Raw genomic sequence first — 12,581 nt, 5'->3', positions numbered from 1 at the left:
GCCACCGCCTGAGTCCTCTGTCCACACTGGACTCACGTGCCGTTAAGGCCACCTTACGGGCGTCAGACGCCCGCAAGGTGGCCTTAACGGCATTTCCGGCCACGGCGGATGCGAGAAGGCCCCCTGCACCAAGGCTGGCTTGGCGCAGGGGGCCTTCGGGTCGGCAGCGGATCAGAGGTAGTGGGTGTTCGGGCCGAGGCCGCAGAGGATGCGGCCGTAGAGCTCGAAGTTGGTGTTGGGGTGCATGATCGCGTGCAGGTTCAGGGTGCGGATGTCGCGTTCGATGCGCTGGATCGGCACCGAGTCGTAGATCGACGAACCGCCGCTGGCGGTGGCCAGGATGTCGACGGCCTCCTTGGCACGCTGGCAGGTCGCGCCGAGGTCCAGCCGGACGCGCGCGCGTTCCTCCAGCGTCCACTCCTCGCCGGAAGCGGCCTTGGCGTCCACCAGGTCCGCGGCGCGGAGCGCGTGGAACTCGGTCTCGTCGACCTTCGCCGTGGCCTCCGCGACCTGGAGGTGGGTCAGCGGTGCCTCGGACTGCCGGGTGTAGTCGGTGTAGGTGATCTTGCGCTCCGGCAGCCGCTCGAAGAACGCTTCCTTGGCCGCCTTCGCCAGTCCCAGCACGGTCGCGCTGACGGTGGCGCACGCGGTGGGCAGCAGCGGCGCGCGGAAGATCGGCGAGCCGGCGTTCTTGACCGACGCGTACTGCTGGCGCAGCACCGGACCCATCTTCAGCACCCGCTCGGCGGGGACGAACACGTCCCGCGCGACGGTGCTCACGCTGCCGGAGCCGCGCAGGCCCGAGGTGTACCAGTCGTCGACGATTTCCAGTTCCTTCAACGGAATCGCCGTCATGATCGGCTGGGGACCATCGGCGTCGGGGTCGAGCAGCAGCGCCGAGTTCGTGTTCCAGTGGCTTTGCTGGGCGCCCGAATTGAACGTCCATTTGCCGTTGACGAGGTAGCCGCCCTTCGTCGGCGTCGCCGTCACCGTGGGGCTGAGAATGCCGCAGACGCGCACGTCCGGGGTCGAGAAAATCTCGTCCTGCACCTCGTCGGGGAACAGGCAGGCGATCCAGGTGCTGATCGTCCAGACACCCGCGGTCCACGACGTCGAGCCGTCGCCGCGCCCGAGTTCGGTGACGGCTTCGGACAGCGTCCGCAGCCCGACCTCGTGCCCGCCGTACCGCTTCGGGATACGCATCCGGAAGAAGCCGGCGTCGGTCAGCGCTTCGAGCGTCTCGGGGTGCAGCCTGCGATTCTCTTCCGTCCAAGCCGCGTTCGCCTTCAGCAACGGCACCAGGTTCGAGGCACGGCTGACGAATTCCTGCTCCGACGTTGTTTCGGTGGGATCCACAATGTACTCCTCGGACCGGTAGTCAAGGTGTACCCGAGGGTCTCAGCAAACCACCCCCGTGTGCCCCTCTTCCCTTGCGGACTACGGCAGCACACCAGGAGACGCGGGCAGCTCCGAGGGCGGCCGAGACTGACGTAATGCCTACCCTTCCCGAGTTCCGGCTGGAATCCTATTTCTCCCGGTGGGAGTTCGTCGCGAAGTACCACCTCACCGCGTCGGACGCGCAGACGGTGTCGAAGGCGGAGCTGCTCGCCATGGCGAGCGACGAAGACCGCGAACGCTGGGAAGGCCTGGACCTCAGTTACAGCGAAACCTACGGCCTCCCCGCGCTCCGCGCCGCGATCGCGGACACGTACGAGAACATCGAGGCCGAGGACGTCCTCTGCTTCGCCGGCGCCGAGGAAGCCCTCAACCTCGCCATGCACGTCCTGCTCGACGCGGACGACCACGCCATCGTCGTCACCCCGAACTACCAGGCCGCCGAGACCATTCCGCTGTCGATCTGCGAGGTCACCGGTATCGCGCTCGACCCGTCGGACGGCTGGCGCCTCGACGTCGACGCGCTGGAGCGGGCCATCCGCCCGAACACCAAGGTCATCTCGGTCAACTTCCCCAACAATCCCACCGGCACGATCCCCGACCGGCAAACCTGGGACCGGCTCGTCCGTCTCGCCGAGGACCACGGGATCCGGCTGTTCAGCGACGAGGTCTACCGCGGCGTCGAGCTCGACGCGGAGACCACGCTGCCGCAGGCCGCCGATCTGTCGGCCGGCGCGCTGTCCCTCAACGTGCTGTCCAAGGCCTACGGGCTCGGCGGTCTGCGGATCGGCTGGATCGCCTGCCGCGACCGGGCGCTGCTGCGGCGTCTCGAACGCGCCAAGCACTACGCGTCCATCTGCAACTCGACGGTCAGCGAGGTACTCGCGCTGATCGCGTTGCACTGCCGCGAGCGGCTGCTGGATCGCAACCGCCGGATCATCGCCGCGAACGTGCCCAGGTTCGACGCCTTCTTCGCCGCCTTCCCCGACCTGTTCGAGTGGCAGCCCCCCAAGGGCGGCTGCGTCAGCTTCCCGCGCTATCTCGGCGCGGACGGGGTCGAAGCGATGTGCGCCGGCCTCGTCGCCGAGGCCGGCGTCCTGCTGCTGCCCGCCAGCCTGTACGTCTCGGAGCTGACACCGGTGCCCACCGACCGCTTCCGCGTCGGGGTCGGGCGCAAGGACCCGCAGGAGGCCCTCGAGGTGTGGGCGGGCTGGATCGAGCGGCGTCAGCAGCAGCAGGCCCGGCCGGCAGCCTGCTTCCGCGCCGCCATCACCAGCGCCAGCACCGTCAGCACCGCCGCGTAGATCAGGCTGGTCCCGAAGAACGGCAGCATCGCCGCCGCGACGACCGCGACGGCGATATTGCACGCCCGCGCGCCACGCCCGGTCAGCAACCGGTGCGCGGACACGAAAGTGACCAGGAAGATCAGCAGGAACGCCGCGGACGTCGCGGTGATGAGCCGCTCCTCCGTGCTTCCGGTCACCGCGAGCAGCCCGACCGGCACGCCATACCCGGCGATCAGCGAAAGCAACGCGACATAAGGCACGTTCCGGCGTGCGGAAACCTTCGTCAAGGCAGCCGGCAGCAGGCCGTTCCTCGCCGACGAGTAGATCATCCGCGAGGTGCCGAGCACCCACGCGTTCGTCGCGAGCAGCAACAGCACCACCGCGACGATGCCGCCCACCCGCGCCAGCGTTTCCCCGCTCACGATCCGCAGCAGCGTCGTGAACGCCGTGATCTGGCTGCCTTCGGCGGCTCCCGGCGGCACCACCAGCACGATCGTCGCGGCCATCGTCAGGTACAGGAAGCCGATCACGAACACCGCCAGCGCGATGGCCTTCCGGAACGTCCGGCGGGGATCCACCACCTCTTCGGCGACGGGCGCGGCGTTCTCCCACCCGATGAACCCGAAGAAACACACGATCAGCGCCGCGCCGATGCTGGACCACCCGTGCGGCGCGAACGGCGTCAGATGCGCCGGATCCGCGCTCGGCATGGCGACGGTCATCACCACGACCAGGAAGGTGACGAGCGCGACCAGCACGGCGCCCTGCACGAAGCTGCTCGTCTTGACCCCGAACAGGTTGAACAGGACCGAGCCGACCATGATCGCGAAGCCGAGCGCGACCACCTTCAGGGCACTGGGATCGGGATCCCACATGTTCAGCAGATACCGGGACGCGGCGAGCCCCAGCACGGGGTTCGCGATGAGCAGGGACAGCACCAGGAACGCTCCGACCCAGCGACCGGCTCGCGCCCCGAGGCCGGAACTGACGAAGCAGGCGATACCGCTGGCGCTCGGATACTGGGCGGACAACCGCGCGAAGGTGAGCGCGAGCGGGTACGAGTAGATGATCAGCAGCGCCCACGCGAGCAGCGACAGCGGCCCGGCCTCGGCCGCCGCGTGCCCGGGCAGGATGAGGATGCCGACGCCGACCACCGAGGTCACGTAGTGGATGACGAGCCCGGAAACACCCATCGACCGTTGCAGCGTGACCATCACAGCATCCTCTCGATCTCGTGCAGCAGCAGTTCGATCAATGACCGGTTCGCGGCGGTGCCGACCAGCCCGATCCGGAAGGTCTCGCCCGCGAACGGTTCGAGGCCGCCCGCGATCATCACCCCGGCGTCCAGCAGCCGTTCGCACAGCTCGTCCGCGCGCGGATGGCGGGCGACGACCACCAGGTTCGCCGCGTGCTCGTCGTCGGCGACCACGCCGAAACCCAGGCGCCGCAAGCCATCGCGGCATTCGGCGCGCAACGCCGCGCGCTCGGCGACCCAGTTTTCCCTGCCTGCGGCATGAATCCGCCGGAGGCTGCTCGCCAGTACGTGCACCAGACTGGTCGGCATGGTGACCGGGGTGGGCTCCCAGTCGTCCTCGGTCGCCGCGTGCTCCCACCGCGCGAGGTCGAGATACCAGGTGGGCGGGCGCAGCGAGCGGGCGTCGACACGCGCCTTTCCCGGCTGGGTGAGTGCCACCACGGCCAGGCCGGGCGCGCCACCTAGTCCCTTCTGGGACGCGGAAACGAGCGCGTCGACCCCCATCGCGCGCATGTCGATGTGCTCGCCGCCGGCGGCCGCGATGGCGTCGACGAGCAGTACCGCGCCGGACTCGTGGGCCAGCCGTGCCAGCTGCTCGATCGGATGCCGGACCGCGGTCGCGGTCTCCACGTGGGTGACCACCAGCCCGTCGCACCCACCGAGGTCCACCCGCTCCGGGTCGGCGGGCTGCCCCGGTTCGCACGGCACGACGCGCACTTCGAGCCCGTGTGCCCGCGCCATCGCGACGAGCCTGCTGCCGAAGTAGCCGGAGTCCACCACCGCCACCCGCTGGCCCGGCTCGAACAGGTTGAAGAACGCGGCGTCCAGCCCTGCCGAGCCCGACCCCGGCAGCAGGTACGTGCGGTCCGCGCCCAGCAGCAGCGCGAGATCCTCGTGCACCGCGGCGAAATCGTCCGTCCACTCAGGACCGTAGTGTGGCTGGATCTGCCTGCCCAGCACCGCCAGCTCGCGGGGAGGCAGCCGGCACGGGCCGGGGATCATCAGGTGCCTGATCCCGCCGTGACCACCGTCGACCGCCGCCAGCGCGTTGCTCATCTTCTACTCCCTGTTCCTCCAGCGAGGTCAAGCCGCCCGCGGCGAGGAGAACCGCCGTGCGGCGATCTCGCGTAGTACGCGCCACAGCCGTTCGACGTCGGCGCGCGTGGTATGGATATTGCCGATCGACACCCGAATCACGTAGCCGTCGTCGAGCACCGTGTGGGATACGAAGGCTTCGCCGGAGGCGTTGAGCTCCTCGACGATCTCGGCGTTCAGCCGGTCGCGGACCTCCCGGTCGGCGCCAGGCTCGAACCGCAGGCACACCAACGGATAGATCGAGTCCACCGGGCAGCGCCACCCCGGTTCGGCGGCGACGGCTTCGCGGAGCCAGTTCGCCAGTTCGACGCTGTGCTCCAGCCGCTGAGCCAGGCCCGCCCTGCCGAACGTCCTGATCACCCACCACAGTTTCAGCGCGCGGAAACTCCGTCCCAGCTGGGGTGTCAGGTTCATGTAGTCGACGGTGTGCTCGTCCTGGGCCGACGTGAGGTATTCGGCGACAAGGCGGAACGTGTCCGCGAGCGCGCCGCGGCGCCCGCAGTGCAACGCCGTCGCCTCCATCGGGATGTAGAGGCACTTGTGCGGGTTGACCACCAGCGAGTCCGCGCGGCTCACGTCCTCGACACAATCGGCCAGCGACGGCGCCAGCCGCCAGAATCCGCCGAACGCGGCGTCCACGTGCAGCCAGACGCCGGTGCGCTCGCAGACGTCGGCGATCGCCGGGATCGGGTCGGCCGCCCCGACCGAGGTCGTGCCCGCCGTGGCGACGACCGCCACCGGCTGGAAACCCGCGGCCAGGTCGGCACGGATCGCCGCTTCCAACGCCTCCGGCCGCATCCGGTACCGCTCGTCCGAGGGCACCTTGACCAGGTTCGCCTGGCCGAAGCCCAGGGTGATCGCGGCCTTGTCGACCGAGCTGTGTGCCTGATCGGAGGTGTAGAGCCGCAGCACCGGGAGATCGCGCCCGGCCAGGCCTTCCACCCGCACGCTCGGCCCGAGCGCGGCGTCGCGCGCGGCCGCGAGCGCGTACAACGTGGCCAGCGAAGCCCCGTTGACGAGCACCGCGTCCGCTTCCTCGGGGTAGCCGGCCATTTCCGCGACCCAGCCGAGCACGACCCGTTCGAGCGCGGAGGCCGCCGGCCCGCTCTTCCACAGCATCGCGTTGACGTTCAGCGCCGCGGTCATCGTCTCCGCGAGAATCCCGGGAAAGCTGGCGCTGTTGGCGAAATAGCCGTGGAACGACGGATGGTTCCAGTGCACCAGATAGGGCACGACCAGCTCGCGGGTGTCGGCGAGCACCCGTTCGAAGTCCACGCCGTGCTCGGGCAGCTCGGCCCGGAGCGAGGCCGACAAGTCCCCGGTGTCCCGCGGGACGGTCACCGGGACCTGCCGGATCGACTCGAAATGCTCCCGGAGCACCGCGAGCAGCTCCCTGCCGTGCTGCTCGAACTCCGCGGGCGCCCAGTCGCCGGGTTCCTCAGGCATGCGTGGCCTCACCGGAATTCTGCGCGGGGACCTCGGCGAAGAGCTCGGTCACGTCCTCGTCGTGGTCCCTCGGGCGGTCGCCCCAGTCCCAGCCGCCGGATACCGAAAGCGTGGCACCGGAGATGTACCCGGCGCGGTCGGAGACCAGGAACGCCACCGCGTCGGCGATGTCGTCCGAAGTACCCAGGCGCCCGGCGGGGACCCGCTTCGCCATCCACCCCGCCTGTTCCGGCGGCAGATGACCGTTGTCGATCAGGCCGGGTGCCACGCAGTTCACCGTGATGCCGTGCCGGGCCTCCTCGCTCGCCAGCGACCGGGTGAACACCGCGATCCCGGTTTTCGCCACTGTGTACGCCGCGAGGTTCGGCGCGCCCCTGATGTCCAGCGCGGGGGCGAGCCCGATGGTGACGACCCTGCCGAAGCCCCGCGCCCGCATACCGGGCAGCGCCGCCTTGGTCGCGTAGAACGCCGAGTTCAGGTTGCTGTCGATGATGAACTTCCAGCGCTTCGCCGAGGTCTCCGCCACCGCGCCGAGCACGAACTCGCCGACGTTGTTGACCAGTATCGAGACTTCCGTGCCGAAGGTCTCGGCGGTCTGGCGCACGGCACGCTCGGCCTGGTCCGGATCGCACAGGTCGGCCTGGACCATCACCGCGCGGGCGCCCGACGCCCGGAGCCGGTCCACGAGTGCCTGCGCGCTCGTGGAGTCGCTCCGGTAGTTCACCGCGACCATCGCGCCCTCTTCGGCGAGACGCGCGCACAACGCGCTGCCGATCCCGCGCGCGCCGCCGGTGACGAGCGCGACCTGGTCCGTGCCGGGCAGCCGGGTCCGCATCAGTGGTCGTGATCGTCGTCGTGATCGTGCTCGTGCGGCACCTCGGTGAGGTAGCTGACCTCGCGCGGCGCGGCACAGTAGGTGGCCTCGAACTCGTCGATCAGCGGCGCCTCGCCGCCGACCAGCTCTTCGGCCTCCTCGCGGCTGCGCCACGGGTACATCACCCACACCTTGGTGGGCTGGTGCTCGTGCTGGTAGAAGGTGGCGTGGCCGAGGAAGGCCGGGTGCTCGTGCGCACGCGGGCCGACCAGGTCGTCCATCTTCTGCATCAGCTCGGGCACGCGGTCGGCGTAGTCTTCCTTCAGTTCCCAGGTTTCCAGAACGTGGATCATGGCTCTCTACTCCTTGTCGGTGGCGGATTTCTGGGACTGCCAGTACTCAGAGAGCAGGGATCCGCCCTCGGGCACGAACTTTTCGCAGACGAAGATGTGGTGACGCCGGTTGCGCGACTGCGCGGACCAGAGCCGGGCGGCCGCGGTCCGCACGTCGCCGGGCACCCGCCCGGCCCGGTCCGCCGCCTTGAACCCGCGCCGCAGCGTGGTGAGCCTGCCGAGCATCTGCTCGTGCTCGACGTTCAGCACACCGGAGAACCCCGGCCCCATGAACGGCGGTGCCATCGACGGGCGGATCACCCGCTCGTAGAGATCCTGGCTGAAGTCCGAGGCGTAGCGCATCGTCGACGTTGCGGCGTCATAGAGAACGGTGAGCTTGTCGAAGGCCGTTTCGAGATCCGGCCAGCGGGACTTCTCCAGCGCGTGACCCGCTTCCACCAGCAGCCCGTTCATCGCGGCCAGGTGCAGGTGGAAAAGCTGATGTCCCAGCTTCCAGCGGAGCACGGCCTGCCCGGTGTCGTTCACGCCGCGGCCTCCTCGATTCCGGCGGGCGCGAGCCATTCCGCCAGGGTGCTGTGCAGGACGACCACGCAGCCCGCCAGTATCGCGGCCTTGTCCTCATCGGACAGTGAGCTGTGCGCCAAGTCGGCGAGCACATCACGCTGGACGTCCAAACAGGACTGCGTCCAGGCCGCCAGGTCCGGGCGTCCACGCGCGATCCGGAAGTAGCCGTCGTAGTGTTCCCGGCTCGGGACCTCGGCGACCGCGACGGGTATCTTCCCGTCGGCGGGCAGCGCGATCGACCTGATCAGCCCGAGGTCGGCGACGTCATATCCGTCTTCGTCCTCATCGCCCATTACGCCGCTCCATGAAATACCTGCGCACGGTCTCGCTCGCGTTCCTGCCCGGGATCCCGAACACGCCGCCGCCCGGCCGCGTGCCCGAAGCGCACAGGAAGAACCCGGCCACCGGCGTGTGATAGTCGGCGTACCCGGCCACCGGACGCCCGGCGAACAGGTCCAGCGGAGACATCGCGCCGTGGTAGAGGTTTCCGCCGGGCAGCCCGATTTCCCGTTCGATGTCCCACGGGGTGAACAGCTTGCGGTGCGTCACCGCCGCGGTGAGTCCCGGCAGGTACGGCTCGATGTAGGCCAGCAGGTTGTCCAAATAGGACTCCCGGATCTCGTCCCATGTCGTTCCCGCCGGCTGGTAGGGCAGGTACTGCAGGTACATGCTCATGATGTGCTTGCCGGGCGGGGCCAGATCGGGGTCGAGAATGCTCGGGACCGAGCACTCGACGTGCGGCTGGGCCGGCGGGATCCCCGCCCTCGCCTCGGCGTGCGCCCGGTCGAGGTGATCCATGTCCGGCAGGATCTGCAGCGTTCCCCTGAAGTGCTCGCCGAAGCCGTCGAAGCCGCGCACCTCGGGGAGATGGTCGAGCGCGAGGTGGACCTTGCCCGCGACGCCGACATGCGGGCGGCCCGCCAGCGCGGCGCGATAGCTCGCGGGCACGACGTCGGAATCGACCATCTTCTCGAAGGTGGTCGAGGGGTCCGCCGCCGAAACCACGGCCCGTGCGGCGATATGGGTACCGTCCTCGAGTTCGACACCCCGGCAGGCGACGGCGCGGGGGCAGTGGCCGAGCAGGATCCGCTTGACCCCCCGCCCGGTGAAGATGTCCACTCCGAACTCTTCACACGCCGCGGACAGCGCCCGTGTGATGCTCCCCATCCCGCATTTCACCTGGCCCCACGACGGGCGCGCGTCCTCGGTCGTGCCCATCTGGTGGTACAGCATCAGATACGCGGTACCCGGCATGGAGGGCCCGCCGTCGACGCCCACGGTGCCGTCCGTGGCCAGCGTGACCTTGAGCGGTTCGGACTCGAACCACTCGTCGAGCACCTCACGCGCGCTGCCGAAGAGCGTGCCCACCAGCAGGCGGAGGTCCTTGTCGTCGAGTCCGGCCGCGGTCTGCAAGGTGGCTTTCAACGCCGGGATGTCCTCGAACAACGGCCGCCTGGACCCACCGGCCACATACGGCTCGGCGAAACGGGCGATCCGGCGCATCGCGGCACCGTATTCGAAATACGCGTCCGCGTCGTGCTGGGAGAACTTGCCGATTTCCGCGCGCATTTTCGCGGGATCGGAACTGAACGTGAGATAACGCCCGTCCGGCAGGAGCGCGGTGACCGACGGATCGCGCTCAAGGACTCTCAGCCCGTGCTTGGCGAGTTTGAGGTCCTCGATGATCTCCTTGCGGAACAAGGTGGTCACCAGGCTCGCCGTGCTGAACCGGTGCCCGGGGAAGACCTCTTCGGTGATGCAGGCGCCACCCACGAAGTCGCGCCGTTCGACCACCGCGACGCGGTAGCCCGCTTGTCCCAGATAAGCCGCGCAGACCAGACCGTTGTGCCCGGCCCCGACCACGACCACGTCATATGTGTCACTCACGGAGTCCATTGTCGGCGCGCACGCCGCCATACAGCGTCTCCCATACTGCTCGGCACTGAGCACTACCGGAGTTGCCCCGGTTCCCTCGCGCCGACATGCTCGGATGGGGGAACTTCACCAGGAGGTCGACCGTGTCCCTTACCTCGTTGGACCCCGTGTTGCCCGCGGTGGTGGGCACGGATGTCCGGGTGCCGCTGGCGAACGGCACTCGGGTGCCGTACGCGAACTTCGACTACGCGGCGAGCGCGCCGTGTCTGCGCGCGGTCAAGGACACGCTCGACGCGGCGTTGCCGTTGTACGCCAGCGTGCATCGGGGCGCCGGGCGGCTTTCCCAGCTGACCACTCGTGCGTACGAGGACGCCAGGCGGACGGTGCACCGGTTCGCGGGCGCGCGGCCGGGCGATGCGGTGGTCTTCACCCGCAACACGACCGACTCGATGAACCTGCTCGCCTCCTGCGTTCCCCTGACCACCACCGTCGTGGTGTTCGAATCCGAGCACCACGCCAACCTGCTTCCCTGGCTGCACCGGCATTTCGTGGTGCGCCTGCCCATGCCCGCCTCGCCGTTCGAAGCCGTCAACGCGGCGGCGGACGCGCTCTCCCCCGGCGGCCTGCTCGTGGTGACCGCCGCCTCGAACGTGACCGGCGAGCTGTGGCCCGTCCACGAGCTGGCCGCGGCCGCACACGCCCGTGGTGCGCGTATCGCGGTCGACGCCGCGCAGCTCGCCCCGCACCGGCCGCTGGACATGTCCGATGTGGACTATCTGGCCTTCTCCGGGCACAAGCTCTACGCGCCGTTCGGAGCCGGCGTGCTGATCGGGCGCGGCGACTGGCTCCGCGACGCGGATCCCTATCTGCGCGGCGGTGGTGCCAGCAAGCTGGTCGGCCCGGACACCGTCGTCTGGGCCTCCGCCGCCGAGGAACGCCATGAAGCGGGAAGTCCGAACGTCCTCGGCGCGCTCGCGATCGCGGCCGCTTGTTCGGCGCTGAGCGATGCGGGCTGGCCCGCGCTCGTGGCGAGCGAAGAACGCCTGCTCGCGTATTTGCGTTCCGGCCTTTCGTCGGTGCCCGGCCTGCGCGAACTTTCGTTGTGGGGCCCCGATTCGGCACGGGTGGGCATCGTCTCGTTCGCCGTCGAAGGCTGGGACGCGCACCTGCTCGCCCAAGCGTTGTCGGACTCCTACGGCATCGGCGTCCGCGACGGGAAGATGTGCGCCCACAACCTGGTGCGCCACCTGACCGGCGGCACCGACGACTCGATCGTCCGGGCCAGCATCGGCCTCGGCACCACCCGCGCGCACATCGACCGCCTCGTCACCGCGCTCGCCGATCTGGCCACCGCCCGCGCCGCCGCCTGAAACGCGCTGACGGTCGCAAGGAATAGGAAGCGCTTCGTTACCACGCGCGGACAATGAACCTGGGAACGACCACGGGTATGCGATTGCTTCGATGAGGAGACTTTCATGTCGGTCAGTGCCGAGGACAGGTTGACGGCCTACTACGGCCAGTTCACTTCCGAGCGGGAAAAGGAAGTACTGAGCGTCCCGCTCCGCTTGGTCGGGGCATGGGCGGAGAACAGCGCTGATGGCGTTGCCGAGGTGTTCACCGAGGACGGGATCCTGATCCTGCCGGGTGACGTGTACAAGGTCGGCCGCGAAGAGATCAGGGCGTTCATGAAGGCCGCCTACGCCGGTCCGTTCAAGGGCAGCGGTGTGACGGGCCAGCCGGTTGACCTGCGGTTCGCTTCGGACACCGTCGCGTTGATCCGCACCCACGGCGGCATTCTCGCGCCGGGTGAGACCGAGATCGACCCGGAGCTCGCCGTGCGCTCGACCTGGGTCTGCGTGAAGCAGGACGACGGTCAGTGGTACCTGGCCGGCTACCAGAACAGCCCGCGCGGCGCGGGCGCCACCCTGCGCTGGTAACCCCCTGAACCCCTGAGGAGAAACATCATGCCAGGCAAGGCATCCGAACTGGTCGCGGGCGCGAAGAAGTGGGCGGCCAACTACGGCGACTTCCCGAACGGCGAAGAGGGCGCGGTGCTGACCGTGCCGCTGCGCATCCGCGGCGCGTGGGAGCGCAACGACGCCGAACTGTTCGCCGAGGTCTTCGCCGACAACGGCAGCATGCTCGTCGGTGACAAGCAGCTCAAGAGCCGCGAAGAAGTCCTCGAATACATGAAAGAGGCCTTCGCGGGCGATTACGCGGGCGCCCGGCTCGAGGAAACCCCGGTCGTCATCCGCAAACTGTCGGACACCGTGGCTTTCGCGGTCACCAAGGGCGGCCTCGTGCTGAAGGGCGAAACCGGGGTCGCGCCGGAACGCGAGGTCCGCGCGACCTGGGTGATCGTCAAGGAGGACGGCGACTGGAAGCTGCTGTCCCACCAGACCAGCCCCATCACAGGCTGAGCCTTCTTGGTGCTCTGCCCCGGTCCGTGAATGCCACATTGAGGGACTCTGAGTCCCTCAATGTTGGGATCAACGACA

13 protein-coding genes are annotated in these 12,581 nt (G+C 69.0%); 4 read left to right on the top strand and 9 right to left on the bottom strand.

The genetic code is table 11. The features are described from left to right. Positions 1 to 171: 171 nt before the first annotated feature. Positions 172 to 1,356 (bottom strand): acyl-CoA dehydrogenase family protein, encoded by a 1,185-nt coding sequence (locus ACFW0G_RS44480; RefSeq protein ID WP_378331626.1) that lies wholly within the window; start codon positions 1,354 to 1,356, stop codon positions 172 to 174. A gap of 137 nt (positions 1,357 to 1,493) precedes the next feature. Here ACFW0G_RS44480 and ACFW0G_RS44475 point away from each other — a divergent pair, with 137 nt between their 5' ends. After that, entirely contained in the window at positions 1,494 to 2,699 is a 1,206-nt protein-coding gene (locus ACFW0G_RS44475) for an aminotransferase class I/II-fold pyridoxal phosphate-dependent enzyme (RefSeq protein WP_378331625.1), read from the top strand. Here ACFW0G_RS44475 and ACFW0G_RS44470 read toward each other — a convergent pair. Genes ACFW0G_RS44470 through ACFW0G_RS44435 form a run of 8 tightly spaced genes read right to left on the bottom strand, consistent with a single transcriptional unit; the run spans position 2,621 to position 10,095 of the window. Continuing rightward, on the bottom strand, positions 2,621 to 3,895 hold the full coding sequence (locus ACFW0G_RS44470) for an APC family permease (protein ID WP_378331624.1): 1,275 nt from the start codon (positions 3,893 to 3,895) through the stop codon (positions 2,621 to 2,623). The two genes, ACFW0G_RS44475 and ACFW0G_RS44470, sit on opposite strands and share 79 nt — an antisense overlap. Beyond that, the gene (locus ACFW0G_RS44465) at positions 3,895 to 4,992 is read right to left on the bottom strand and encodes a pyridoxal-phosphate-dependent aminotransferase family protein (RefSeq protein WP_378331623.1); all 1,098 of its coding nucleotides are present in this window, start codon (positions 4,990 to 4,992) and stop codon (positions 3,895 to 3,897) included. Before ACFW0G_RS44465 ends, ACFW0G_RS44470 begins: the two co-directional genes overlap by 1 nt. Positions 4,993 to 5,019: 27 nt before the next feature. Then, a complete protein-coding gene (locus tag ACFW0G_RS44460) occupies positions 5,020 to 6,477 on the bottom strand; it encodes a pyridoxal phosphate-dependent decarboxylase family protein (protein WP_378331622.1) in 1,458 nt (485 codons plus the stop codon). Beyond that, positions 6,470 to 7,312 carry an SDR family NAD(P)-dependent oxidoreductase gene (locus tag ACFW0G_RS44455; protein WP_378331621.1) on the bottom strand — a complete coding sequence of 281 codons (843 nt, stop codon included), beginning with the start codon at positions 7,310 to 7,312 and terminating at the stop codon, positions 6,470 to 6,472. Before ACFW0G_RS44455 ends, ACFW0G_RS44460 begins: the two co-directional genes overlap by 8 nt. Next, positions 7,312 to 7,644, bottom strand: coding sequence for a hypothetical protein (locus tag ACFW0G_RS44450; RefSeq protein ID WP_378331620.1), 333 nt, complete (start codon positions 7,642 to 7,644; stop codon positions 7,312 to 7,314). Before ACFW0G_RS44450 ends, ACFW0G_RS44455 begins: the two co-directional genes overlap by 1 nt. A gap of 6 nt (positions 7,645 to 7,650) precedes the next feature. Beyond that, on the bottom strand, positions 7,651 to 8,169 hold the full coding sequence (locus ACFW0G_RS44445) for a hypothetical protein (protein ID WP_378331619.1): 519 nt from the start codon (positions 8,167 to 8,169) through the stop codon (positions 7,651 to 7,653). After that, entirely contained in the window at positions 8,166 to 8,501 is a 336-nt protein-coding gene (locus tag ACFW0G_RS44440) for a hypothetical protein (RefSeq protein ID WP_378331618.1), read from the bottom strand. Before ACFW0G_RS44440 ends, ACFW0G_RS44445 begins: the two co-directional genes overlap by 4 nt. Then, the gene (locus ACFW0G_RS44435) at positions 8,491 to 10,095 is read right to left on the bottom strand and encodes a phytoene desaturase family protein (protein ID WP_378331617.1); all 1,605 of its coding nucleotides are present in this window, start codon (positions 10,093 to 10,095) and stop codon (positions 8,491 to 8,493) included. The genes ACFW0G_RS44440 and ACFW0G_RS44435 overlap by 11 nt, the downstream gene beginning before the upstream one ends. 131 nt (positions 10,096 to 10,226) lie before the next feature. On the opposite strand from ACFW0G_RS44435, the gene ACFW0G_RS44430 reads away from it, so the two are divergent. The 3 genes from ACFW0G_RS44430 (at position 10,227) to ACFW0G_RS44420 (ending at position 12,503) form a co-directional block, all read left to right on the top strand. Beyond that, complete coding sequence (locus tag ACFW0G_RS44430; RefSeq protein WP_378331616.1) at positions 10,227 to 11,453, top strand: aminotransferase class V-fold PLP-dependent enzyme; 1,227 nt, start codon at positions 10,227 to 10,229, stop codon at positions 11,451 to 11,453. 105 nt (positions 11,454 to 11,558) lie between these two features. Then, positions 11,559 to 12,020, top strand: a complete 462-nt coding sequence (locus ACFW0G_RS44425; protein WP_378331615.1) for an SgcJ/EcaC family oxidoreductase — start codon at positions 11,559 to 11,561, stop codon at positions 12,018 to 12,020. Between the two features lie 27 nt (positions 12,021 to 12,047). Beyond that, the gene (locus ACFW0G_RS44420; RefSeq protein ID WP_378331614.1) at positions 12,048 to 12,503 is read left to right on the top strand and encodes an SgcJ/EcaC family oxidoreductase; all 456 of its coding nucleotides are present in this window, start codon (positions 12,048 to 12,050) and stop codon (positions 12,501 to 12,503) included. The last annotated feature ends 78 nt before the right edge of the window (positions 12,504 to 12,581 follow it).

Source organism: Amycolatopsis sp. NPDC058986 (assembly GCF_042741125.1).
In the GTDB taxonomy this organism is placed as follows: Bacteria; Actinomycetota; Actinomycetes; order Mycobacteriales; family Pseudonocardiaceae; genus Amycolatopsis.
Note: the sequence above shows the minus strand (reverse complement) of the source record. Positions and strands in the feature narration are given on the sequence as shown.

What these genes read in the sequence shown, in the direction of transcription:
- ACFW0G_RS44470 (WP_378331624.1), bottom strand. Translation starts at nt 3,895, where the DNA reads ATGGTCACGCTGCAACGGTCGATGGGTGTTTCCGGGCTCGTCATCCAC.
- ACFW0G_RS44425 (WP_378331615.1), top strand. Translation starts at nt 11,559, where the DNA reads ATGTCGGTCAGTGCCGAGGACAGGTTGACGGCCTACTACGGCCAGTTC.
- ACFW0G_RS44420 (WP_378331614.1), top strand. Translation starts at nt 12,048, where the DNA reads ATGCCAGGCAAGGCATCCGAACTGGTCGCGGGCGCGAAGAAGTGGGCG.
- ACFW0G_RS44440 (WP_378331618.1), bottom strand. Translation starts at nt 8,501, where the DNA reads ATGGGCGATGAGGACGAAGACGGATATGACGTCGCCGACCTCGGGCTG.
- ACFW0G_RS44460 (WP_378331622.1), bottom strand. Translation starts at nt 6,477, where the DNA reads ATGCCTGAGGAACCCGGCGACTGGGCGCCCGCGGAGTTCGAGCAGCAC.
- ACFW0G_RS44450 (WP_378331620.1), bottom strand. Translation starts at nt 7,644, where the DNA reads ATGATCCACGTTCTGGAAACCTGGGAACTGAAGGAAGACTACGCCGAC.
- ACFW0G_RS44455 (WP_378331621.1), bottom strand. Translation starts at nt 7,312, where the DNA reads ATGCGGACCCGGCTGCCCGGCACGGACCAGGTCGCGCTCGTCACCGGC.
- ACFW0G_RS44465 (WP_378331623.1), bottom strand. Translation starts at nt 4,992, where the DNA reads ATGAGCAACGCGCTGGCGGCGGTCGACGGTGGTCACGGCGGGATCAGG.
- ACFW0G_RS44475 (WP_378331625.1), top strand. Translation starts at nt 1,494, where the DNA reads ATGCCTACCCTTCCCGAGTTCCGGCTGGAATCCTATTTCTCCCGGTGG.